This window comes from Ornithinimicrobium cavernae, from assembly GCF_003121625.1.
GTDB classification, from domain to species: Bacteria; Actinomycetota; Actinomycetes; order Actinomycetales; family Dermatophilaceae; genus Ornithinicoccus; species Ornithinicoccus cavernae.
This window is the reverse complement of the sequence record NZ_QDDJ01000006.1, coordinates 115,989-138,761: the sequence shown is the minus strand read 5'-3', so window position 1 is coordinate 138,761 and position 22,773 is coordinate 115,989. Positions and strand designations below refer to the sequence as shown.

25 protein-coding genes are annotated in these 22,773 nt (G+C 72.2%); 11 read left to right on the top strand and 14 right to left on the bottom strand.

Going from position 1 to position 22,773, the window contains the following annotated elements; genetic code table 11:
• The first annotated feature begins 4 nt into the window (after window positions 1-4).
• Both DA085_RS08250 and DA085_RS20920 read left to right on the top strand, forming a co-directional pair.
• On the top strand, window positions 5-877 hold the full coding sequence (locus DA085_RS08250; RefSeq protein ID WP_109472481.1) for a maleylpyruvate isomerase family mycothiol-dependent enzyme: 873 nt from the start codon (window positions 5-7) through the stop codon (window positions 875-877).
• 249 nt (window positions 878-1,126) lie between these two features.
• Window positions 1,127-1,720 carry a hypothetical protein gene (locus DA085_RS20920; protein WP_154402138.1) on the top strand — a complete coding sequence of 198 codons (594 nt, stop codon included), beginning with the start codon at window positions 1,127-1,129 and terminating at the stop codon, window positions 1,718-1,720.
• A gap of 87 nt (window positions 1,721-1,807) precedes the next feature.
• On the opposite strand, the gene DA085_RS08240 is transcribed toward DA085_RS20920, so the two are convergent.
• Window positions 1,808-2,365, bottom strand: a complete 558-nt coding sequence (locus DA085_RS08240; protein WP_237565385.1) for a YybH family protein — start codon at window positions 2,363-2,365, stop codon at window positions 1,808-1,810.
• Window positions 2,366-2,404: 39 nt separating this feature from the next.
• Here DA085_RS08240 and DA085_RS20915 point away from each other — a divergent pair, with 39 nt between their 5' ends.
• From DA085_RS20915 to DA085_RS08225, 3 genes are read left to right on the top strand one after another with little or no spacing between them, the layout of a single operon-like run.
• Window positions 2,405-3,037 carry a hypothetical protein gene (locus DA085_RS20915; RefSeq protein ID WP_154402137.1) on the top strand — a complete coding sequence of 211 codons (633 nt, stop codon included), beginning with the start codon at window positions 2,405-2,407 and terminating at the stop codon, window positions 3,035-3,037.
• Entirely contained in the window at window positions 3,034-3,591 is a 558-nt protein-coding gene (locus DA085_RS08230; protein ID WP_109472480.1) for a DUF4352 domain-containing protein, read from the top strand. The genes DA085_RS20915 and DA085_RS08230 overlap by 4 nt, the downstream gene beginning before the upstream one ends.
• The gene (locus DA085_RS08225) at window positions 3,588-4,127 is read left to right on the top strand and encodes a hypothetical protein (RefSeq protein WP_109472479.1); all 540 of its coding nucleotides are present in this window, start codon (window positions 3,588-3,590) and stop codon (window positions 4,125-4,127) included. Before DA085_RS08230 ends, DA085_RS08225 begins: the two co-directional genes overlap by 4 nt.
• On the opposite strand, the gene DA085_RS08220 is transcribed toward DA085_RS08225, so the two are convergent.
• The 6 genes from DA085_RS08220 to pdhA all read right to left on the bottom strand — a co-directional run bounded on the left by DA085_RS08220 (window position 4,102) and on the right by pdhA (window position 10,465).
• Window positions 4,102-5,454, bottom strand: a complete 1,353-nt coding sequence (locus DA085_RS08220) for a hypothetical protein (RefSeq protein WP_109472478.1) — start codon at window positions 5,452-5,454, stop codon at window positions 4,102-4,104. The two genes, DA085_RS08225 and DA085_RS08220, sit on opposite strands and share 26 nt — an antisense overlap.
• 129 nt (window positions 5,455-5,583) lie before the next feature.
• Window positions 5,584-5,997: a VOC family protein gene (locus DA085_RS08215; protein WP_109472477.1), complete on the bottom strand. Its 414-nt coding sequence runs from the start codon at window positions 5,995-5,997 to the stop codon at window positions 5,584-5,586.
• A gap of 207 nt (window positions 5,998-6,204) precedes the next feature.
• The gene (locus tag DA085_RS08210) at window positions 6,205-6,606 is read right to left on the bottom strand and encodes a DUF2178 domain-containing protein (protein WP_109472476.1); all 402 of its coding nucleotides are present in this window, start codon (window positions 6,604-6,606) and stop codon (window positions 6,205-6,207) included.
• Window positions 6,607-6,608: 2 nt separating this feature from the next.
• A complete protein-coding gene (locus DA085_RS08205; protein WP_109472475.1) occupies window positions 6,609-8,162 on the bottom strand; it encodes a dihydrolipoamide acetyltransferase family protein in 1,554 nt (517 codons plus the stop codon).
• Between the two features lie 72 nt (window positions 8,163-8,234).
• Entirely contained in the window at window positions 8,235-9,203 is a 969-nt protein-coding gene (locus DA085_RS08200) for an alpha-ketoacid dehydrogenase subunit beta (protein ID WP_237565402.1), read from the bottom strand.
• A 74-nt stretch (window positions 9,204-9,277) separates the two neighbouring features.
• Window positions 9,278-10,465 carry a pyruvate dehydrogenase (acetyl-transferring) E1 component subunit alpha gene (pdhA, locus tag DA085_RS08195; RefSeq protein WP_419866503.1) on the bottom strand — a complete coding sequence of 396 codons (1,188 nt, stop codon included), beginning with the start codon at window positions 10,463-10,465 and terminating at the stop codon, window positions 9,278-9,280.
• 118 nt (window positions 10,466-10,583) lie between these two features.
• Here pdhA and DA085_RS08190 point away from each other — a divergent pair, with 118 nt between their 5' ends.
• On the top strand, window positions 10,584-12,083 hold the full coding sequence (locus DA085_RS08190; protein WP_109472473.1) for a gluconokinase: 1,500 nt from the start codon (window positions 10,584-10,586) through the stop codon (window positions 12,081-12,083).
• A gap of 45 nt (window positions 12,084-12,128) precedes the next feature.
• Here DA085_RS08190 and hisC read toward each other — a convergent pair whose 3' ends face one another.
• The gene (gene hisC, locus DA085_RS08185) at window positions 12,129-13,205 is read right to left on the bottom strand and encodes a histidinol-phosphate transaminase (RefSeq protein ID WP_109472472.1); all 1,077 of its coding nucleotides are present in this window, start codon (window positions 13,203-13,205) and stop codon (window positions 12,129-12,131) included.
• Between the two features lie 138 nt (window positions 13,206-13,343).
• On the opposite strand from hisC, the gene DA085_RS08180 reads away from it, so the two are divergent.
• The 4 genes from DA085_RS08180 to DA085_RS08165 all read left to right on the top strand — a co-directional run bounded on the left by DA085_RS08180 (window position 13,344) and on the right by DA085_RS08165 (window position 15,164).
• Window positions 13,344-13,727 (top strand): phage holin family protein, encoded by a 384-nt coding sequence (locus DA085_RS08180; protein WP_109472471.1) that lies wholly within the window; start codon window positions 13,344-13,346, stop codon window positions 13,725-13,727.
• 1 nt (window position 13,728) lies between these two features.
• Window positions 13,729-14,451 (top strand): dienelactone hydrolase family protein, encoded by a 723-nt coding sequence (locus DA085_RS08175; RefSeq protein WP_109472470.1) that lies wholly within the window; start codon window positions 13,729-13,731, stop codon window positions 14,449-14,451.
• Window positions 14,452-14,508: 57 nt separating this feature from the next.
• Entirely contained in the window at window positions 14,509-14,775 is a 267-nt protein-coding gene (locus tag DA085_RS08170) for a hypothetical protein (protein ID WP_109472469.1), read from the top strand.
• Between the two features lie 104 nt (window positions 14,776-14,879).
• On the top strand, window positions 14,880-15,164 hold the full coding sequence (locus tag DA085_RS08165; protein ID WP_109472468.1) for a DUF6458 family protein: 285 nt from the start codon (window positions 14,880-14,882) through the stop codon (window positions 15,162-15,164).
• A gap of 42 nt (window positions 15,165-15,206) precedes the next feature.
• On the opposite strand, the gene DA085_RS21570 is transcribed toward DA085_RS08165, so the two are convergent.
• The 4 genes from DA085_RS21570 to paaN form a co-directional block, all read right to left on the bottom strand.
• Entirely contained in the window at window positions 15,207-15,995 is a 789-nt protein-coding gene (locus tag DA085_RS21570; RefSeq protein ID WP_237565384.1) for an NUDIX hydrolase, read from the bottom strand.
• A gap of 121 nt (window positions 15,996-16,116) precedes the next feature.
• Window positions 16,117-17,331 (bottom strand): formaldehyde dehydrogenase, glutathione-independent, encoded by a 1,215-nt coding sequence (gene fdhA, locus DA085_RS08155; RefSeq protein WP_109472467.1) that lies wholly within the window; start codon window positions 17,329-17,331, stop codon window positions 16,117-16,119.
• 153 nt (window positions 17,332-17,484) lie between these two features.
• Window positions 17,485-17,946, bottom strand: coding sequence for a DUF3817 domain-containing protein (locus DA085_RS08150; RefSeq protein ID WP_237565383.1), 462 nt, complete (start codon window positions 17,944-17,946; stop codon window positions 17,485-17,487).
• On the bottom strand, window positions 17,939-19,654 hold the full coding sequence (paaN, locus tag DA085_RS08145; protein WP_109472466.1) for a phenylacetic acid degradation protein PaaN: 1,716 nt from the start codon (window positions 19,652-19,654) through the stop codon (window positions 17,939-17,941). Before paaN ends, DA085_RS08150 begins: the two co-directional genes overlap by 8 nt.
• A gap of 91 nt (window positions 19,655-19,745) precedes the next feature.
• Here paaN and DA085_RS08140 point away from each other — a divergent pair, with 91 nt between their 5' ends.
• Window positions 19,746-20,411: a YoaK family protein gene (locus DA085_RS08140; RefSeq protein WP_109472465.1), complete on the top strand. Its 666-nt coding sequence runs from the start codon at window positions 19,746-19,748 to the stop codon at window positions 20,409-20,411.
• A gap of 78 nt (window positions 20,412-20,489) precedes the next feature.
• Here DA085_RS08140 and DA085_RS08135 read toward each other — a convergent pair whose 3' ends face one another.
• Entirely contained in the window at window positions 20,490-21,170 is a 681-nt protein-coding gene (locus DA085_RS08135) for a GntR family transcriptional regulator (RefSeq protein ID WP_109472464.1), read from the bottom strand.
• Window positions 21,163-22,773, bottom strand: a complete 1,611-nt coding sequence (locus DA085_RS08130; RefSeq protein WP_109472463.1) for a dipeptide ABC transporter ATP-binding protein — start codon at window positions 22,771-22,773, stop codon at window positions 21,163-21,165. The genes DA085_RS08135 and DA085_RS08130 overlap by 8 nt, the downstream gene beginning before the upstream one ends.

Genomic DNA, 22,773 nt, shown 5'->3' with positions numbered 1-22,773 from the left:
CTGTATGCCCATCCATCCTGCTCCTCCGCACGACCTGTCCGGGCTCGTCGAGGGCTACCGCCAGACCCTGCAGGCGGTGATCGACCTGGGCCATGGGTGCCATCCCGAGGACTTCGCGCGGCCGACGACGTGCCCCGGCTGGAGCCTGCTGGACCACTTCTCCCACATCGCCGCGGTCGAGCACTACCTCGATGGGGGCGAGAACCCGGAGGCCGACATCGACGGCCTGGAGCACGTGCGCCACGAGTTCGGGGGCTGGATGGAGCGCGGGGTGGCGGCCCGTCGTGGCCTCGCCGGCAGTGTGGTCGTCGCCGAGCTGGAGACCCTGCTGCACAACCGGCTCGCCACCCTCGCCGACCCGGAGCTGACGCTGGAGACCGAGGTGCGGGCACCGGCGGACTCCACGAGGCGGCTCGGCTCGCTGCTGCGGCTGCGCCTGCAGGACATCTGGGTCCATGAGCAGGACATCCGGGAGGCGCTGCACCGGATGGGCGACCTGGACACCCCCGCCGCCGCGTCCTTCGTCGACGGCGTGGTCCGCAGCTTCCCCAGACTCGTCGAGCAGGTGCCGATGGCCGACGGCCAGACCGTGATCCTGGAGAGCACCGGCCCGGTGACCGCACGGACCGGCGTGCGGGTGAGCCACGACGAGGCCGGGGCCGCCACCTACCACCAGCTGTTCACCGGCGAGAGCGAGAGCGGCATGGGTGAGGCCGTGCACTCCGAGGACGACCCCAGCACCACGATCAGCCTGTCGACCGAGGCCCTCACCCGCCGGGCCGCCGGTCGGCGGCCGACGCACGCCACGGCATACTCGGTGGTCGGCGACGAGGAGCTCGCCGAACGGGTGCTGGAGGCGCTCGTCCTCACGCCCTGAGGGCCGGCTCGGGACCGGCCGAAACCGGGCCGCACGACCCAGGAAACTCCCAGCATCTGCACCCGCGATATCAAGTTGCTTCGGGTAAGCAATTGACGCAAGATTGCCTGAGTGGCACAGCCTGGCGAGGAGCGTCAGGGGTGCCTGCCCGGGTCAATGTCGCCGCCGCTCGCGTGTGGGACGACCTCCGAGGCCTCCCTGCGCGCTGGCTGCCCATCCGGGTCCGAGGACGAGACAGAGGAGCATGGAATGAAGAAGTTCAGCGTGGTTGCCCTGGCCCTGACCGCGACGTTGGCACTGGGTGCCTGCGCCGTCGAGGAGGAGCCCGAGGAGCCCACCGCGGCGGAGGAGACCGGCGAGGAGACCAGCGAGGACATGGCTGGCGAGACCGGCGACATGGCCGGCGAGACCGGGGACAGCGCTGGTGAGACGGGCGACATGGCCGGCGAGACCGGGGACATGGCCGGCGAGACCGGCGCCGGCGAGGCGGCGACCTACAGCGAGCCTGCCTGCCAGGAGTTCTTCACCGAGGGGGGCCCGCTGGCCGACCGCGCCGACGCAGCCCGCGCGGCGCTCGACGCCGGTGAGATCACCGACCAGATCACCTACAGCGAGGTCATGCTGCTGAAGAGCCGCCTGGACGCCACCGCCGAGGAGGCGCCGGAGGACATCTCCGCGCTGATCCTCGAGGTCAACGCGCCGTTCGCCGAGGCCGTGGCCGCCGTCAACGAGGGCAGCGAGGACGTCGTCGACCCCGAGGCCGGCACGATCACCCTGCCGGAGATCGACACCCAGGCCTCCGCCGACGCCCAGGCCGAGCTGGAGACCGCCTGCGCGGGCTGATGCTCACCTGATCCGGTCCCCGGAACGAGACGGCGCTGACCCGGTGGGGTCGGCGCCGTCTCGCTGTCTCTGGTGCCGGGCTCGGGATCAGTGGCGCCCGTAGTGCTCGGGTCGCAGCCTCCCGTGGTCGTCGACGACGTTGGTCTGGGCACCGGGGACGATGTCGGTGTTCTGCGCCGCGACCGCCAGCCAGGTCCCGTCCTGCTGGCGGTGGACCACGAAGGTGAGGATGCCCCGGCGCACTCCGGCCCGGCCCTGCGCCTCCGACGGGTCGGTTCCGGTGTCCGGACGGGCGGGGCTCCCGCGCCCAGGCATCCGCTGCCCCTCGACCCGCCACCGGGCGTGCACCACGGCGGTGTCGCCCAGGTCGCGCACGCGCAGCCGCTCGACCGTCATCGTGCTGCCGGGGAAGATCTGCTCGAACCCGTAGGCGTGGTTGTGCCGGATCTGCTCACGTCTGGTCCACCAGAACCCGACGACGTTGATGAAGTCGGCATCCTCGCTGAAGAGGTCGGCGATCGCGCCGGCGTCCCCGCGGTTCCAGGCCTCCGCGAAGCCGGCCGCGACATCCTGGGGGCGGGCACACGGCACGGCAGCCAGTATGCCGTGGGTGCTCACCTGTTGCCGGCCGCTGTGACCGTCCACGCTCCATGCCTTTCGGCTCCGGCGCGCTAATCTTCCGGTGTGACCGAGGCCGGGAGGATCACTGCGCGCGCCGCGCTGGCCTTCCTGCTCGCGACCTGGCCCCGACGCCTCCTGCTCGCGCTGCTGCTCCTGGTCCCGGTCGTGGTGGCCGCCTCCGGAGGTCTGCGGGTCGCCGACCCGCCGCCACTGACCGTCGCCCCCGAGGTGGTGACCGACACGGGCGCCTATCGGGTGGTGCCCCGGCACTACTTCGTGTCGGACCGGGTCGACGCCGGCAGCCTCGACGAGGGCGTCCGCTGGGTCGGCGCCGTCGCGCAGATCACCAACCAGGGGTCGGAGCCGATCAGCGTCACGGGGAGCGACGAGACGTTCCGGCTCCCCGTCGACGTGCCCGACGACGACCTCGACGCCCCCTATGAGGTGCTGCGCCTCGACACCGGGAGCCGGCTGGGCTCGGCGCAGCCCGGCGTCACCTATGAGGTCGCGCTGCTGTGGCGCACCACCGGGCTGGAGGACCCACCGCCTGCCCTGACCCTCACGCTGCACGAGACCGCGTGGACCCGGTGGAACATCGAGGCGGGGTTCTCGAGCTGGCGCGCCACCGCACACCGCTCCGAGGTGGACCTACCCCTGGGTGAGGCACCGGCGTCCATCCTCGAGGAGGACGAGTGAGTCGCCGCTGGGCCGTGGCCGCGATGCTGGCGGCCGCCGTCGCCGCAGGGGCCGCGGCCAACGCCGTCGACAGCAACTACCTCGCGTCGGGCTGGCACTCGGTGCAGCGCGGTGAGGAGGCCACCGACCTCACCGTGGGCAACTTCCAGGTCCACGTGCACGGAGCCACCGCGTCCACCACCCTCGAGGACGGCGAGGTGGTGACCAGTCCCGCGTCCTTCGTGGTGGTCGACCTGTCCTACGCCACCACCGACGCCTGGGCGCTGCCGGAGGAGGTCGTGCTGATCGACGGCGAGGGGCGGGAGTTCTCCGAGCCTGCCGGATTCGGCTCCGCCGGGCGGGTCTGGGAGGCGGGACCGGACATCTGGTCCCGCGGCACGCTGCTGTTCGAGGTGCCCACTGACACGGTCGAGCAGCTCTCACTGGAGTTCCGCCCCGAGATGCCCGACCCGCAACGACCGGCATCCGTCCTCAGGGTCCCGCTCACCGTGACGAGGACCTCCGCGCCGTTGACGCTGGAGCGGGCGACCGTCCTGCCCGAGGGTGAGCGATGACAGGCAAGCGGCCTGCGCGCCGCGGCACCACCGTCGTCGCCGTCATCGCGCTGCTGCTCTCGCTCGCGGGGTGGGGCTGGTTCGCCACCGAGGCCGCGCGCACGGGGTGGTGGACGTTCGGGGAGCACGTCGCGGTGGGGCCGGAGGAGCAGGGATGGGCGAGCATCGACACGCTGAGCGTGCGACTCACCAGCGCCGGGAGGGCAGTGGGGCTCGAGGAGGAGCCGCCAGCCGGCTATGTGTTCCTCGCGCTGGACCTCCAGGTCGAGTCGACCGAGACCGAGCTGTTCCGCATGTGCGACGTCGAGGTGCGCGATGCGCAGGGTCGGCTCTTCCGCGCGGGGCGGGAGGTGCCGAGCACGGACCCCTACGAGTCGTCCCTCACCTGTGGCACGTCGGATCCGGAGGAGGACCCGGTGCCGACGACGGCCTCCATGCTGGTGCTCGTCCCGGTCGACGCCGAGCTGACCTCGCTGCGGGTGGTGTCGCGAGAGTTCCCGCCCGCACGGTTCATCGAGCTGCCCCTGCCGTCCTGATCCCGCGACGAGCCCGCAGCTGACCGGAGGCCCCGAACCGCATGAGCAGGCGGTCCGCGAACACCGCGGTGAGCGCGACGGTGAGGACGAGGGTGAGCAGCTGCGCGATGCCGTCGAGAGGCATGGCCAGCGCGTCCCAGACCAGCTCGGGACGCCAGCCGAGCACGACGCGTGCCAGCCACCAGACCACCACGTCGGCCTGGGCGACCAGGGTGAAGAGCACGCAGTAGACCAGCACCGGGGCGAAGGCCGACCGGAGCACCAGGGCGAGCCCGCCCCCGAGCGCTCCGAACCGGCCCGTCGTGTCCGACAGCCGGGCCCAGGCCACCCGCAGCGGTGCGTCACCGACCCGGTTGCTCAGGGCGGCGGTCCAGCGGCTGCGTCTGACCGTGGCGACCACCTCGTCGGCGCTGACCGTGTCGGCCACCTGCAGACCGTAGACGATGACCGCGATCGTGAGCATCGAGATCGGGACGACCAGTCCCGTGACCACGGCGTCGCTCACCACAGGCACGGCGCCGACCACCCAGTCGCCGAACGCGCCCAGACTCGGCAGGCCCTCGCGCACCCCGGCCCACCACGCGGAGATCTCCTGGGTCACCGCCCGGCTCGACCACCAGACACCCACGCCGCTGAGCACCCCTGCCAGCACCCAGGCACCCAGGGTCATCCACACGGCCTCGGCGTAGCCGACGATGACGTGCAGCACACCGCGACGCCGGCCCTCCCTGGTGCCCCAGCGGTCGTCGTCCACGAGCCGTCCGCCCACGGCCCGGACCACGAGGGCGCCCGCCACGATGCCCAGCACCAGCCAGGAGGCGATCTGCGGGAGCGCGCTGATGACGGTCTCGGCACCCAGCTGGGCATAGAGCGTGCCCCGCGCGTAGTCGATCAGATCGGCGCGCAGGTCGCCGCGGCTCTCATAGACCACGAGGAACGGCACGAGCACGCTGCCCGCGGCACCGACCACACCCCACAGCCCGGAGCGACGCGCCTCCCGAGCGCGCACCACCAGCAGCATGCCCACCAGGACGGCCAGGCTCGCCAGCGGGACCAGCGCCAGGGCGAGGAAGCCGGGCACCGACCCGATCAGGCCTGCGGCGACGGCGAGTCGGCGGAGGAGCTCGTGCGCCAGCAGTCCCACGGCCGCGAGCGCCAGCAGCGGCAACCAGCGCTGCGTCAGCAGTGCGGTGGCCCCACGCACCAGCTCGGCCGACTCACGCAGCCCGAACGGGTCGTTGCGCGGCGCGGCTGGTGTGCCCGACCGCTCCGGGGCAGCCCGGGGACCGGGCGGAGAGTCCACCTGCGGAGTCGTGCCGTCAGCCATCGCGGGTCACTGTAGCGAGCCCCGGCAGGGACTGTGGGCGACGACCCGCACCAACCCGGGAACCGCCGCCCGGACGGCAACCCGAGAACGGCTCGAGCTGGTTTCGGGCGAGGTCCGCAGCTCTCACTGTCATCCCACAAAGAGGCAGAAGGGGTGGCCGTGCGGGTCGACCATCACGCGCACAGACTGTTGCGGTTGGTGCGCGTGCACAGTGGCCCCGCACTCCACGGCCCATGCGACGGCCGCGACGAGGTCATCGACCCTGAGATCCAGGTGCGCCATGACCTGCGACCCGGGTGTCTCCGGAGTCGGCCACACCGGTGCCGCATAGTGCTCGTCCCACTCGAAGTTGAGGGTCATCGCCAGCCGCCCCTCGGCCGGACGCAGCTGGGCCCACCCGGCATCCGGAGGCTCCCCGGGCCGGGGCCCCTCTGAGGCGGAGAGCCCCACGCCGAGCAGCCGGGCATAGAAGGCAGCCAGGTCGCGCGGGGCGGGCGTGCTGATCGACACCGACGTCGCCTGCACCTGCGGCGGTCGGTCCATGGCTCCTCCTCGGGACGGCTGTCGTCAGTCTCCGCCTCTCCGGGCGACCGCGCCAGGCCGGACGGACGAGTGGACCGCGCGACCGCGCCAGGCCGGACAGACAAGTGGACCGGGCGACCGTGCCAGCCCGGACGGACGAGTGGACCGGGCGAGCTCTCGCTCGCACGAGTGGAAGCGTGCCTCGCCCCCGGTGTGGCCGGCGAGCGGTCAGGACTCGCGGCTGAAGAACCACAGCCCGACGACGAAGGAGGCCAGCACCGCCATCGCCGAGCCCGCGATCCACAGTCCGGTGTCCCACTTCGCGAACAGCGACATGGCGACGCCGACCGCGACGATGACCAGGGCGGTCTGCCCGGCCGTCCGCGTCGCGCGATAGTGGATCAGCTGCTCCCGGGCGTCCGCGCCCAGCCCGCTCACCACGCGCGCGGCCGGCTCGAGGCGTCGCATGACGGCGTGCAGCACCGCATAGCCCAGGAACAGCCCGGCACCGATCGCCGCCGCTCGCGGGTTGCCCCGCGACAGCGCGAACAGGGCCACGGCCACGGCGGCCAGCACGCACAGCCCCGTGAGGAGGCGGTCCTTCAGGCGGGCCACCCGACGTTGCGCCATCGTCATCCCCAGACGAGCGCCCGGCTCGGGTCCTCGAGGATCGCGGCCAGGTCGGCCAGGAAGCGGGAGCCGAGCTCGCCGTCGATGACGCGGTGGTCGAAGGACACGGCCAGCTGGGTGATCCAGCGCGGCACGATCTGCTCCGTGCCGTCGGCGGCCGTGACGACCCAGGGCTGACGACGCACGGCGCCGAAGGCGACGATCGCGGACTCGCCGGGGTTGATGATCGGGGTGCCGGTGTCGACACCGAAGACGCCGACGTTGGTGATCGTGATCGAGCCGCCGGACATCTCGGCCGGCTGGGTGCGCCCGGAGCGGGCGGTCTCGATCAGGTAGGCCATGGCCTCGGCGAGCTGCCGGAGGTCCATCAGGTCGGCATCCTTGATGTTCGGCACGAGCAGCCCGCGCGGGGTCGCGGCGGCGATGCCCAGGTTGACGTAGTTCTTCTGGACGATCTCCTGGGCCGCCTCGTCCCACACGGCGATCATGCCGGGGTTGCGCCGGACCGCCAGGCACAGCGCCTTGGCCAGGATCAGCAGCGGGGAGATCTTCACGTCACGGAACTCACGGTCGGACCTCAGCCGCTCGACCAGGTCCATCGTCGCGCTGACGTCCACGGTGATGAACTCGGTGACGTGGGGGGCGGTGAACGCCGACCCGGTCATCGCCTGAGCGGTCATCTTGCGGACGCCCTTGACGGGGGTGCGCGTCTCCCGCTCGCCCGAGCGGTCGAACACCGGGGCCGAGTACGCACGAGGGGCTCCGCCCGCGGAGTCCGGTCCCGAGTCAGTCGTGCCGGCCACACCCACGTGGGGCGCGGCAGCCGCAGCGCCCGCCGCTGCAGCGGGCTGCGCCCCACCGGCGAGGAAGGCGTCCACGTCTGCACGGCTGATCACGCCGTCCTCGCGCGTCGGCGTGACGGCAGCGAGGTCGACACCCTTGTCCTTGGCGTACTTGCGGACCGGGGGCTTGGCCAGGGGCTTGCCGCCGGCGGGTGCCTGACCGGCAGCAGCCTCCGGGGTCGGGGCCGCCTGCACCGGCTCGGCGCTCGGCGCCGGGACGGGGGCAGGGACCGTGGCGGGCGCTGTCTGGGCCGGCTGGCCGATCCTGGAGCCACCCGAGCGGCGCGCACGACGGGTGGTGGAGCCGGCCGAGGGCCCGTAACCGACCAGGTTCGCCTCGCGCGGAGCGGTCTCACCGGGGGCGGCAAGGGTGCCCGGCTCGGCGGCACCGGCGGTGTCACCGCCGGACGCGGCACCGGCCCCCTCCGGCCCGGTCGTCGCGGACTGCCCCGCAGGACCGCTCGCTGCCCCGCCGCCGTCACCGGTGTCGATGACGATGATCGGCGAGCCGACCTCCACCGTCGTGCCCTCCTCGGCGAGGATCTCCTGGACCGTGCCGGCCCACGGGATGGGCAGCTCGACCAGCGACTTGGCGGTCTCGATCTCGACGACGATGTCGTTGACCTTGACCTCGTCGCCGACCTTGACCTTCCAGGTGACGATCTCGGCCTCGACGAGGCCCTCACCGGGGTCTGGCAGGTTGAACTGTGGCACGGTGCGAACTCCTAGGCGTGCGAGTGGTGGGTCAGACAGACGGTCGGAGGACCGGGGCTCTGGGTGACGGGGTCAGTAGGCGAGGGACCGGTCGACCGCGTCCAGGATGCGGTCCAGGTCGGGGAGGAAGACCTCCTCGTGACGGCTGGGCGGGTAGGGGATGTTGTAGCCACCGACCCGGATGACCGGAGCCTCGAGGTGGTAGAACGCCTCCTGCTGGATCAGCGCGGCGAGCTCGGACCCCATGCCGAGGTAGGTCTGCGCCTCGTGCACGACCACCGCCCGGCCGGTCTTCTCCACCGACTGCAGGATCGTGGGCACGTCCAGCGGGGACAGCGAGCGCAGGTCGATGACCTCGACCGACCGCCCCTCGGTCTCCGCGGCCTGGGCCGCGATCATGGCGGTCTTGACCATCGGCCCGTAGGCCAGCAGGGTCACGTCGGTGCCCTGGGTGCGCACGACCGCGTCGTGGAGGCCGTATGGTGCGCGCTCACCCAGGAGGATCTCTCCCCGCTCGTGGTAGCGCCGCTTCGGCTCGTAGAAGACGACCGGGTCGTCGCTGGCGATGGCCTGCTGCATCATCCAGTAGGCGTCCTCGGCGGTGGCGGCGGTGACGACCCGGAGGCCGGCCGTGTGCGCGAAGTAGGCCTCGTTGGACTCGCTGTGGTGCTCGACCGCGCCGATGCCGCCGCCGTAGGGGATACGGATGACCATGGGCAGCTTCAGGTGCCCCAGCGAGCGGTAGTGCATCTTGGCGACCTGGCTGACGATCTGGTCAAAGGCCGGGTAGACGAAGCCGTCGAACTGGATCTCGACCACGGGCCGGTAGCCGCGCAGCGCCAGCCCGACGGCGGTCCCCATGATCCCGGACTCCGCCAGCGGCGTGTCGAGCACCCGGTCCTCGCCGAAGTCCTTCTGCAGGCCCTCGGTGATCCGGAAGACGCCGCCCAGCTTGCCGATGTCCTCACCGAGCAGGACGACCTTGGGGTCGGCCTCCATGGCGCGGCGCATGCCGGCGTTGAGCGCCTTGGCGATGGTCATCTTCTGCGGCGCCTGCTCCTGCGGCTGCCCCCCGGCGGGCGCGGCCTGCGTCTGGGCCCCTGCACTGGTGGTCATCAGTCCTCCTCGAAGCTGGCCTGGTAGGCCGCGAACTCGTCCCGCTCCCGCGTCACCAGCGGGTGCTCGTCGACGTAGACGTTCTCGAACATCTCCTCGTGCGGAGGGTTCGGCATCTGCTGGCAGGCGGTGCGGATGCGCTGGGCCAGGTCGTCGGCCTCGGCGTCGATCGCACCGAACCACTCGTCGTCGCCGAGCCCCTCGGCGACCAGGTGCTTGCGCAGCCGGTCGATCGGGTCCTTCTTCTTCCAGAGGTCGACCTCGGCGGCGATGCGGTACTTGGTCGGGTCGTCGGAGGTGGTGTGCGCCCCCATCCGGTAGGTGAAGGCCTCGATCAGCGTCGGGCCCTGACCGCCGCGCGCCCGGTCCAGGGCCGCCCGCGTCACGGCCAGGGACGCCAGGACGTCGTTGCCGTCGACGCGGACGCCGGGGATGCCGAAGCCGCGGGCCCGCTGGTAGGGCGGGATGATGAACTGCCGGTCGTTGGGCTCGGAGATCGCCCAGTGGTTGTTCTGGACGTAGAACACGACCGGGGACTGGGCCACCGCCGAGAAGACCAGGGCCTCGTTGTAGTCACCCTGGGCGGTGCCGCCGTCGCCGGTGAAGGCCATGACGGCCGTGTCCCGGTCGGGGTCGCCCGTGCCCACCAGGCCGTCCTTCTGCACCCCCATCGCGTAGCCGGTGGCGTGCAGCATCTGGTTGCCGATGACGATCGTGTAGAGGTGGAAGTTGTTCTCGTTGGAGTCCCACCCGCCGTGGTTGACGCCGCGGAACATGCCGAGCAGGTTGACCGGGTCGACGCCCTTGCACCAGGCGACCCCGTGCTCGCGGTAGCCGGGGAACGCGTAGTCCTGGGGACGCATCGCGCGGCCGGCACCGACCTGGGCGGCCTCCTGCCCGAGCAGCGACGGCCACAGCCCCAGCTCGCCCTGCCGCTGCAGCGCGTGGCCCTCGGCGTCGACGCGGCGCACCAGCACCAGGTCGCGGTAGAGGCTGCGCAGCATCTCGCCGTCGACGTCCTCGAGGTACTGCGCGTAGGGGCTGTTCACCTCGGTCACAGGGACCCGGTGGCCCTCGGCGTCGAGGAACTGGACCATGTCCGGCCCGCCGTCGGTGATGTCCCTGGCGGGGGGTTCGTGGGTCGCGGGCGCGGCGGTGTCCACCGGCGCGACGACGTCGTCGCTCACAGGTTCTTGCTCCTTCATGGGGCCCGGCGCGGCGAACGCCACGGCCTGTTGCAGGGTCGGCCCCACGCTACCGCAGCACCGAGGGGTCCCCGGACCACAGTCCCCCTAGGGTGACTCCATGGGCTCCGACTTCGAGACCGACCTGCAGGGTGCCGTCGCGCCCCTGGTGCTCGCGCTGGACGTCGGCTCCACGGCGACCCGCGGCATGGTCTACGACGCCCACGGCCGCCCGGTCGGCAAGCGCGCCAAGGTCGCCCATCACTTCACGGTCGCCCCCGACGGCACCTCGGAGATCGACCCGGACCAGGTGCTGGAGGAGCTCGGCGAGGTCATCGACGCCCTGACCCGAGGGCTCGGGGACCGGCAGGTCGCCGGTGTCGCCCTGGACACCTTCGCCTCCTCGCTGGTCGTCGTCGACGCCGACGGCAGGCCGCTCACACCCTGCTACACCTACGCCGACGGCCGCTGCGGACGTGCGGTCGACGAGCTGCGCGAGGAGCTCGACGAGGAGGCCCTCCAGCAGCAGACCGGCACGCGGGTGCACTCCAGCTACTGGCCCGCGCGGGTGCGCTGGCTCGCCGCGGAGCGTCCCGACGTCGTCGCCGCGGCCGCGCACTACCTCTCCCTGGGGGACTACGTGCTGCGTGCCCTCACCGGCGCCCTGGCCACCGGCACCTCCGCCGCCGCGTGGACCGGGCTGGTGGACCGGCAGACGGCCGACTGGCACCCGGAGACCGTCGCGGTCTCGGGGGTCCGGCTCGACCAGCTGCCCCCGATCCACCACCTCGACCACCCGCTCCGGCTCTCGGCCAAGCGCGCAGCCAGGCTGGCCAGGCGGTGGCCGCAGCTCGAGGGTGCGACCTGGTTCGCGACGGTCGCCGACGGGCTGGCGGCCAACGTCGGTCTCGGCGCCCACGACGAGACCACGATCGGGGCCTCCTGCGCCACCTCGGGCGCCCTGCGGGTCCTGGTCCGACAGGTGCCGGAGCAGCTTCCCCCGGGGTTGTGGTGCTACCGCGTGTCCCACGACCGGGCCCTGCTGGGTGGTGCCCTCAACGATGTGGGCCGCGCGCTGGACTGGGCGGAGGTCACGCTGCGGACCGACCAGGTGCAGCCCCGGGAGCTGGCCCGCGTGCTGCGGGGTGAGCCGCACGGGACCACGCCGCTCGTGCTGCCGTTCTACACCGGCGAGCGCAGCACGGGTTGGGCCTCGGACGCCCGGGCCGTGATGACCGGGATCGGCGCCGGCTCCGCGCCGGTCGAGGTCTACCGCGGGGTCGTCGAGGGCATCGCGCTGTCCTACGCGCGGATCGCGTCGCAGCTGCGCACCGTCGCGCCGCAGCCGGAGAAGCTCTACTGCGGCGGTCGGGTGACCACGGACCGGCCCGAGCTGTTGCAGGTGATGGCCGACGCGATGCGCACCCCCGTGACGCCGGTGGCGATCAAGCGCTCCACCCTCCACGGCACGGCGCTGCTGGCGCTGGAGACCCTCGCCCCGGGCGTGGAGCGGGCCGCGCCGGACCGTGGTGCGACACTCACGCCGGTGCTCCGGCGGCGGCCGTACTACACCGAGCGGTTCCAGCGGTTCGAGAAGGTCTACGCCGCGCTGTTCTCCTGACCCGGCAGCGGTCCGGCCCTCGGTCGGCGCTGCCGCGGGCTCGGGTCAGCGGTGGCGGAACGCCGCCGCCACCTCGAGGAGCCGGTCGTTGGCCTCGGTCTCGCCGATCGTGCAGCGGACGCCGTCGCCGGGGAACGGGCGCACGGTCAGCCCCTGCTCCTGACAGGCGGCAGCGAAGTCGACGGTGTCCTCCCCCAGCGGAAGCCACACGAAGTTGGCCTGCGTGTCCGGCACGGCCCACCCCTGCTCGCGCAGGCCGGACAGCACCCGCTCGCGCTCGTCGATGAGGGCCTTGACCCGCACCTCCAGCTCGTCGTAGGCCGCCAGGCTGGCGACCGCTGCGCGCTCGGCCAGGTCGGAGACCCCGAACGGCGTGGCCGCCTTGCGCAGCGCCGTCGCCACGTCCTCGTGGGCGATGCAGTAGCCGACGCGCAGCCCGGCGAGGCCGTAGGCCTTGGAGAAGGTGCGCAGCACGGCGACATTCGGGAACTCGCGGTAGATCGCCAGGGCGTCCGGCGCGTCCTCCGCGGTGTTGAACTCCAGGTAGGCCTCGTCGACGACCACGAGGACATCGCTGGGCACCGAGCCCAGGAACTCGCGCAGGGCCGCGTCCGTGACGTGCGGACCGGTCGGGTTGTTCGGGGTGCAGACCAGCACGAGTCGGGTGCGGTCGGTGACTGCGGCCGCCATCGCGGGCAGGTCGTGCTCAGCGGTGTCGGTGACCGGCACCTGCACCGAGGTCGCCCCCGCCAGCGCGACGACGATGGGGTAGGCCTCGAACGAGCGCCACGCGTAGACCACCTCGTCGCCCGGCTCGCAGGTGATGTTGATCAGCTGGGTGAGCACCCCCACGCTGCCGGTGCCCGTGGCGATGTGCGTGGTCGGGACGTCCCAGCGCTCGGCGAGGGCCTCGGTGAGCCGGGTGACCGCCATGTCGGGGTAGCGGTTCATGCTGGCCGCCGCGTCGGCCACGACCTGGACCACGGAGGGCAGCGGCGGGTACGGGTTCTCGTTCGAGGAGAGCTTGTAGGCCGTCAGCCCCTCGGTCGGGGCGGCCGGCCGGCCCGGCTTGTAGGCGGGGACGCCCTCGAGCGTCTTGCGGAGGCGGACACCGTTGGTCATGCGACCGAGACTAGACCGTGGCGAGGGGTGCACTGTCCCCAGCACCCGGCACACCGCCCGTGCCGGTCCACCCTCCCCCGGCGGGACGCCGGCGCAGAGATTCCGGTCCCCGGGCGCACCTGGTGCGACGATGGGCCCATGTCGTTCCTCATCAAGGTCCTCGTCAACGCCCTGGCGCTGTGGATCACCTCGCGGATCATCGACGGCATCGTGTTCGAGGACACCTCCGACACGACCGCCTTCCTGCTGACGCTCGGCGCGGTGGGACTGATCTTCGGCGTCCTCAACGCGGTGATCAAACCGATCCTGTTCGTGCTGTCGCTGCCGATCATGCTGCTCACCCTCGGGCTGTTCACCTTCATCCTCAACGCGATCATGCTCTGGCTGACCTCGTGGGTCGCCGGCTGGTTCGACCTGGGGTTCCGGGTCGAGAGCTTCTGGTGGGACGCGGTGCTCGGCGCGCTGATCATCACGATCATCTCGATGATCCTCAACGCCGTCCTCCCCGACGGGCGGGACTGACATGACCTTCGAGGCGACCGAGGTGTCCGTCCCCACGGCCGACGGGGCGATGCCGGCCCAGCTGTGGTTCCCCCACACCTCCGACGGCGAGCAGCGGCCCGCCCTCGTGGTCTTCCAGGAGATCTTCGGTGTCAGCGGCTACATCCGCGACCGCTGCGCGGACCTGGCAGAGCTGGGGTATGCCGTGATCGCGCCGGAGTTCTACTGGCGCCTGCCTGAGCAGCGCGTCGAGGAGGGGGCCGACGACATGCTGCAGCAGGGGATGTCGCTGGTGGGTCAGCTGGACTGGGACACGGCCGTCCGTGACGGTGTCGCGGTCACCCGGCACCTGGCGACGCTGCCGCACGTCGGTGAGGTCGGGCTGGTCGGCTTCTGCCTGGGCGGTGGACTCGCCTACGCCACGGCCGCGCAGACACCGACCCCGCCGGCGGCGCTGGTGAGCTACTACGGCTCCGCGCTGCCCCAGCTGGTCGAGGCCGGTGTCGAGGTGGCGGTGCCCAGCCTGCACCACTTCGGCACCGCCGACACCTACATCCCGATGGAGCAGGTCGAGGAGATCCGCGCGTGGGTCAGCCGCGGCAGCGACGACGTGCAGTTCGAGCTCCACGACGGGGCGGGCCACGCCTTCGACAACCCGCACCCCGCCTTCTTCCACGAGGACGCCTCACGCGCGGCGTGGCGCCAGACCGTGGCGTTCCTGGCCCAGCGGCTGCCGGTGGGCTGACCCGGCAGAGAGGGACCGGCACGTGCCTCCGGGGACGGCCGGGCGGAGGAGGGACCGATGAGCCTCTGGTTGGAGCTGTTCCTGGCGGGCACCGTCGGCCTGGTCGCCGCCGGTGCCGTGGCCATGCTGTGGCTCCTGGTCGAGAAGGTCCGGCCCGGACGGCCCCCGGAGCCGGAGGCCAACGGTGCACCGCCGGTCGTGCGAGGAGGCCTGGACTACCGCGACCACCCGGGACCGGTCGTCGAACGTCAGGGACCGTCGGTCACCGAGCGGCGGTACCGCGATGCCATCGACCGGACCAGCGGTGAGAACCCGCGGACCTGACCCGCGCCCGGACGGCAGGGTGCGTCTCCGAGCGGCAGCCGGGCCCCGATCAGGTCATGATGAGGCTGTGCGCACCCCGGCGCGCCACAACCGAAGGAGACGCAATGGGCATCGGACTCGGCATCACCCTGCTGGTCATCGGAGCGATCCTCTCGTTCACCACCCTGGACTCCGACTACATCGGCACCAACCTCAACACCGTGGGGTGGATCCTGATGGGCGGTGGTGCCCTGGCGCTCATCCTCGGCCTGATCCAGAACGCCCAGCGGACCCGGACCGCGCACACGGTCGTCGAGGAGCGTCGCGGTGGCCCCGATGTGATCGAGCGGCGTGGTCCCGACGTGATCGAGCGTGACGTCACCGACCGCCGCGACGACCCGAGGGTCTGACGGCCCTCCGCGCCAGTCGATGGCGCCCGGCTGCAGGTCGGGCTAGGTGACGAGCAGGCCGTCCTCCAGGAAGAGCGGGCCCTCGCCCCCGTCCGAGGTGAGGACCGTCGTGAGGTGCCGCACGGCATACGGAGCCAGGTGGGTGCCGAGCTCCTCGGGAGCGGTCCAGTGCACCCCCGCCAGCTCACTGGTCTCCAGCCGGGCACGCTCGCGCAGGTCCGGGACGGTGCCCAGGTCGAACACGAAGAGCACGGCGTCGTCCCACTGGCGGTAGGGCGGGAGCCAGTTCACCGCCAGCAGCCGGCCGGCGCGCAGCTCGAGGCCGAGCTCCTCGGCCACCTCACGCTCCAGCGCGTGCCGGGGCGACTCGTGCGGGTCGACGACACCCCCGGGCAGGTCCCAGTCGGACTTGTAGGTGAGTTCGCACAGCAGCACCCGCCCCCGGTCGTCACGCACCAGCCCCTGGGCGATCACCCGGGTCCTGGGCAGGGTCGCGTTGAGCATGGCGAGGAAGGAATCCCGGCTGCCGGGCTCCGGGTCGTCGACCAGCCGCGCGAGCAGGGTGACGTCGACGGGCCGCCCTCCCTCGGTGGTGCCGCGCCCCCGGGCGGTGCCCTCGGGACGCAGCCCTGCCCGCTGCAGGGCCACCCTCGTGTCCCGGTCCCCCACGCGGACCCGGGCCTCCACCCGTCGGGCACCGTCCGCGAAGGCACGGTCGAGCAGGGGGAGCAGCGCGGTGGTCTCCGGCACCGTGCCGTCGGTCCAGGTCAGCTCGACCACCCCCGGGTCGACCTCTCGCAGCGCGGGGTCTGACGTGGGGGTGGAGCTCACCCTGCCACCCTAGCCGCGGCGGCCGTGGGGTGTCGGAGGACGGCGCTGGTCGCGCCCCCACCGCGCGCAGGTCCCGCGGGCGCTGCGCCGCGGGACCTGCGCGTCGTTGCCGGGCGGCCGGTCAGGCGACCATCCCGTGCGGGTCGATGACGTACTTCTTGGCCACCCCGGAGTCGAAGTCCTGGTAGGCCTGCGGGGCCTGGTCCAACGACACCTTCGTGGCGTTGACCGCCTTGGCGATCTGCACCCGGTCGTGCAGGATCGCCTGCATCAGGCCGCGGTGGTACTTCATCACCGGGCACTGGCCGGTGACGAAGTAGTGCGACTTGGCCCAGCCCAGGCCCAGGCGGATCGACAGCGAGCCCTCCTTGGCGGCGTCCGTGGCCGCGCCCGGGTCACCCGTGACGTAGAGGCCCGGGATGCCCAGCCCACCGCCGGCACGGGTGATCTCCATCAGGGAGTTCAGCACGGCCGCCGGTTGCTCGGAGTCAGCCTGCTCACCGTGACCCCGGGCCTCGAAGCCCACCGCGTCCACGCCGCAGTCCACCTCGGGCACGCCGAGCAGCTGCTCGAGCTGGTCGGGCACCGGGCCCTTGGAGACGTCGACGGTCTCGCAGCCGAAGCTGCGCGCCTGCGCCAACCGCTCCTCGTTGAGGTCACCCACGATGACGACCGCCGCGCCGAGCAGCTGGGCCGAGGCGGCCGCTGCCAGGCCGACGGGGCCGGCACCCGCGACATACACGGTGGAACCCACGCCGGTCCCGGCGCTCACCGCGCCGTGGAAACCCGTGGGGAAGATGTCCGAGAGCATGGTCAGGTCCATGATCTTGGCCAGTGCCTGGTCCCGGTCGGGGAACTTCAGGAGGTTCCAGTCGGCGTAGGGCACCAGGACGTACTCGGCCTGGCCACCGACCCAGCCGCCCATGTCGACGTAGCCGTAGGCGCTGCCGGGACGGTCCGGGTTGACGTTGAGGCAGATGCCCGTGGCCCGCTCCTTGCAGTTGCGGCACCGGCCGCACGCGATGTTGAACGGGACCGAGCAGATGTCGCCCTTCTTGATGAACTCGACCCCGGGCCCGGTGTCGATGACCTCGCCGGTGATCTCGTGACCCAGGATCAGGTTCTGGGGGGCCGTGGTGCGGCCTCGGACCATGTGCTGGTCGGAGCCGCAGATGTTGGTCGTGACCACCTTGAGGATGGCACCGTGCGGGACCTTGCGCCCGACGTTGTCGGGGTTGACGCCGGGGCCGTCCTGCAGCTCGAACTCGGGGTACGGGATGTCCTGGACTTCGGTCTTACCCGGCTCGAGGTAGGCCACTCCGCGGTTGCTTGACATTTGGGGCTCGCTCTCTCGGCCCCGGCCGGAGACCCGCTCGCCGGGTCACTGAGCCGTGACCACTGTGGGGGATACTCCTCACCGTAGGGCCAAACCCGCACGGGCACCAGGGGCCCTGACCGGCCACCCGAAACGGCGCCCGGGACCCCCGGATCAGCCCCCGGACTGCTCCGCCACCGGGTCCGGATCACCGAGCAGACCGGCGCGCAGGGCCCACCGCTCGAACCACCACGTCGCGAACGGCGGGACCGCGGCGACCAGGGCGAGGAGCAGGATCCGCCAGCTCCACCCGAAGACGCTCTTCGTGGCGAGCGCGATGAGGCAGTAGACGATGAACAGGGTGCCGTGGATGGGGCCGAAGACCTGCACCCCGATCTCGGAGACCTGGGCGATCCACTTGAGGTACATCCCGACCAGCAGCAGGCCCCACGAGACGGCCTCGGCCAGCGCTGCGGCGCGGAAGACGCCGCGGGCGACGGCCTGCTGCCGCGCCCAGTGCGTGAGCATCGTGTCGCGGTCACGGGCGCGCCAGTCACCGCCCCGCCGCCGGCGCTGCTCCTGCGCGACCTGACGCGCCGCGGCCCGCGCGATCCGTCCCGCGCCGAGGCTAGACATGGCGACGGCTCGTGATGACGCGGAACCGGTTGGCTACGAACGCGGCGTCGGTGTAGGCGGCGTTGGCCGCCGGGTTGGCGCCCGTCCCGTGGAAGTCGCTGAAGGCCGCCGTCTGGTTGACGAAGATCTGCCCGGTCAGGTTCTCGGACAGGGCGACTCCGGCGTCGGCTGCGGCCTCGCGTGCCGCCTCCAGGACCTCCTCGTCGGTCGAGTAGACCGAGGCGGTCATCGCGCCGTGCTCCTGCACGGTCTGCCGGAGCAGCCTGAGGGAGGCGCCGGTGTCCTCGGTGCGGATCACGAAGGCGACGGGACCGAAGCACTCCTGGGAGTATGCCGGTGTGTTGGCGGCGTCGACCCCGATCAGGGCGGGGACCCGCACCACGGCGTCGGGGTAGGTCGGGTGGGTGATCGGCCTGGCGTCCAGGAGCAGCTCGCCACCGAGCCGTTGGGCCAGGCCGGGCACGTCGGTGGCCCGGGCACGCACGTCGGGGTTGACGGTGGCACCGAGGATCTCGACGGCCCGGCTCTCGTCCGCATTGAACGCGGTGATGGCCCCCGCGAGCCGCTCCGCGAACTGCGCGTAGGTGAGCTCGCCCTCGTCGGTGCTGACGCCTCCGGCCGGGACGTAGACGTTCTGGGGGGCGGTGCACATCTGGCCGGAGTACAGCGAGAAGGAGAAGGCGAGGTTGCCCAGCAGCCCCTCGAGGTTGTCGGTGGAGTCCACCACGACCGTGTTGAGGCCGGCCTTCTCGGTGTAGACGAGCTTGCCGGCGCCACCGGCCTCGCGCTCCAGCCAGCCGCCGAAGCCCGGCCCCCCGGTGTAGTCGATGATCCTCACCGCGGGGTGGAGGGCGAGGGTCTTGGCCAGCCCGTCGCGCCCCTCGACCGGCTCGCCCTCGGCGGCCAGCTGGACCAGCGCCCGGTCGAAACCGGCGTGGTCCAGCACGTCGCGGGCGATGGATGCCGTGATCGCCAGCGGCAGGACGGCCCGCGGGTGCGGCTTGATGAGGACCGGGTTGCCCGTCGCGAGCGAGGCGAACAGGCCGGGATAGGCGTTCCAGGTCGGGAAGGTGTTGCAGCCGATGACCAGGGCCAGGCCCCGCGGCACCACGCGGTAGTCCTTCTGCATCCGGATCGGCTCGCCCTTGGTCGGCTTCTCCCAGGTGACGGACGCGGGGACGCGCTCCTGCTCGACGAGGGCTGCAGCCACCGCCTCCAGCGCCCGGTCCTGGGCGTGCGGGCCACCGGCCTGGAAGGACATCACGAACGGCTGCCCCGAGGTGTGCATCACCGCGTTGGCCAGCTCGTGGCTGCGTCTGTTGATCTGCTCGATGATCTCGACGCAGACGGCGGCGCGGACACGCGGGCCGGCATCCCGCCAGGCCGGGAGCGCGGCCTGCGCGGCCGCGACAGCCGCGTCCACGTCGAGCTCGGGGTAGCGCACGCCCAGCGGCGGGCCGTAGGGCGAGACCTCGGAGCCGACCTCCGCCCCCGTGCCGGGCTGGTCAGCCAGCGGCGTGAAGGTCGCGTTGCGGGCCTGCTCGAAGGCTGCCTGCCCCTCCTGTGCGGCGGTCTCGCCGTAGACCCGGGGGGACGGGGACTCCGGGTAGCGGCTGTAGTACTCGCGGGTGGCCAGGGCGTTCGTGGCCGCCTCGAGCACCTCGGCGTGGGTCTCGAGGAGGGCGGCGCCGGGGGCTGTCTCAGTCACGCCCTCAACCCTAGCGCCGGACGCCGACGCCTCTCACGGGCACCGGCGCCCCCTGACGTCACGCTGCCATGCTTTGTATACAATGTGGCCCATGGGGAAGGCGAGAATCCACCTCGTGCTCATGCTGGCGCTCACGTTCTCGACGGGAATCGTTGATGCGGTCGGCTTCCTGGGGTACGACAGGGTGTTCACGGGCAACATGACCGGCAACGTGGTGATCCTGGGCATGGGTCTGTCCGGCACCTCGGGACTGCCGGTCCTGCGACCGCTGCTGGCCTTCGCCGGGTTCATGCTCGGCGCGCTGCTGGCCGGCCGGGTGCTCGTGTCGTCGGCCAAGGGGGTGTGGACCAACCGCACGTCCCTGATGCTCGGCGCAGTGACGCTCGGCTGTCTCGGCCTGGTCGGCCTCGTCCTCGTCGAGGACCCCACGCAGCACCACTCGGTGGGGACCGTCACCACGACGGTCCTCGCCGTGGTGATGGGCATGCAGGCCGCTGCCGCACGGAAGATCGGCGTCGCCGACGTGACCACCGTGGTCGTCACGTCCACCATCGTGGGGCTGGCCAGTGAGTCCCGCCTGGCCGGAGGCGACGGCCACCTGTGGGGTCGCCGGCTGCTCGCGATCGTGGGCATCCTGGCGGGAGCCCTGGTGGGAGCGCTCACGCTGGCCGTCAACCTGTGGCTGGGGGTCCTGCTGACGGCGGTGATCATCGGGGCGGTGACGGTCATCGGGCACCGCACGCGCCACGTCGCGTAGCCGGCCCGCGGGCCGCGCCGCGTCGTGCGCCGTGCCACGTCGTGAGGGTCCGGCGGCGCCCCCCGTGGGCCCGGCCCCTCAGGCCGTCGGGTCCCCCCGCAGCGCCCGGTTCAGCCCGTCCCTCGACGTCTGCACGTGGGCGACCATGAGGGTCGTCGCCGCCTCCGCGCGCCCGGCGTCCACCGCCTCCATGATGTCCTTGTGCTCGTTCCAGGCCTCGTTGCCGCGGTAGGCGCCGGAGTGGACGAACAGCCACTCGATCTTGCCGGACACCTGCCGCAGGATCCCGCGCAGGGCCGGTGACTCACTCATCTCCGCCAGCAGCGAGTGGAACTGCTGGTTGTAGTTCGGCAGCAGGTCGGAATGGCCGTCGGCGAGCACCTGGTCGCCCTCCTCCAGGACCCTGCGGATCTCGCGCCGGAGCCGCCACCACTCCGGGTCCGGGGTGTCGGCAGACCTCTGGACCCCCGACCGCTGTGCCGCACGCCGCACCATCTCGGCCTCGAGCGTCTGTCGGACCTCGAACAGGACGTCCGCATCGGCGAGCTGCGGTCGCACGACTGTTGCCCCGGCATACGGCCTGACCTCGACGAGACCCTCCGCCTCCAGGGCCCGCAGGCACTCCCGGACCGGCACCCGGGACACCTGGTAGGTCTCCGAGAGGAGCTTCTCGGTCAGCCGCGTGCCGGGCGGGACCCGGCCGAAGATGATGTCGGACCTGACCTGCTGGGTGACCCGGACCGCGGCGGAGTCAGACACGGGTGAGCTGGTCCCCGGGCACGGCGGCGATCAGCGCCTGGGTGTACTCGTGCTCCGCGTGGTCGATGACCCGGTCGACCGGTCCCTGCTCCACGATGCGGCCCGACCGCATGACGACCACGTCGTGGGCGAAGTCGGCGACGACTGCCAGGTCGTGCGAGATGAACAGGCAGGACAGCCCCAGCTCCTCCTGCAGGGAGCGCAGCAGGGTGAGGATCTGGTCCTGGACGAGCACGTCGAGCGCGGACACCGCCTCGTCACACACCAGGAGCTCGGGACGGCTCGCGATGGCGCGGGCGATCGCCACCCGCTGACGCTGCCCGCCCGACAGCTCGCCCGGCCGGGCGTCGGCCACCGACCGGGGCAGGGCCACCTGGTCGAGGAGCTCGGCGACGCGGGCGCGCCGCTGAGTCTTCGTGCCGACCCGGAAGATCGTGAGCGGCTCGAGGATGATCCGCTCGACCGACATCGTGGGGTTGAGCGAGGAGTAGGGGTCCTGGAACACGGGCTGGGCGAAGCGGCGCAGCCGGGCGAGGTCGGCGCGGGTGCTGCTGGTCGTCGACGTGCCGTCCACGACCACCTCTCCCGACGTGGCGGTCTCCAGGCCGAGCACGATCCGGGCCGTCGTGGACTTGCCGGAACCGGACTCCCCGATGATCGCCGTCGTCCTCCCCCGGGCCGCCGTGAACGTCACGCCGTCCAGGGCGCGCAGCTCCTCGCGGCGGCCGCGGAGCGGGTAGACCCGGGTGAGGTCACGGACCTCGAGCACGGGATCGCCGGTGTCGTCCGCCCCGTCCCGGGGTGGGACGACGAGCTTGGGGGAGGCGGCGATGAGCTCCCTGGTGTAGTCGTCCTGCGGGTCGAAGAGCACCTGGGCCGGGCCTCCCTGCTCGGCCACGGCGCCGCGGTGCATCACCACGATCTGGTCGGTGCGGTCGGCGGCGACCCCGAGGTCGTGCGTCACGAACAGCAGCGACATGCCCCGGTCGTCGACCAGCTTCTGGAGGTGGTCCAGGATCTGCTTCTGCACCGTCACGTCGAGCGCGGAGGTCGGCTCGTCGGCGATGATGAGGTCGGGGTCACCCGCCAGGGCCATCGCGATGAGGACGCGCTGGCGCATCCCACCGGAGAACTCGTGCGGGAACTGCCGGCGCCGGCGCTCGGCCTCGGGGATCCCGGCCTCGGTCATCAGCCGGACGACGTGCGCCCTCACCGCGGCCCGACCCCGTGTGCCGTAGGCGCGCAGCGCGTCGGCGATCTGGTCGCCGACGCGCATCGACGGGTTGAGGTTGGTCATCGGGTCCTGCGGGATGAGCGCGATCGAGCGACCCCGCAGCTGTCGCATGCGGGCCTCCGGCACCCCGGCGATCTCCTCGCCCCGGAAGCGGATCGACCCTCCCGTGACGTGCCCGTCGCCGGCGAGCAGACCGAGGACGGCGCTGACGGCGGTGGACTTCCCGGAGCCGGACTCGCCGACGATGCCGAGCCGCTCGCCCGGAGCGAGCGTGAAGGACACGTCGCGCAGGACCTCCGTGTCGCCGTAGGCGACCGTGAGGCCGGACACCTCCAGGACGGGCGTCGCCGCTGCGGTCGGATCAGCCAT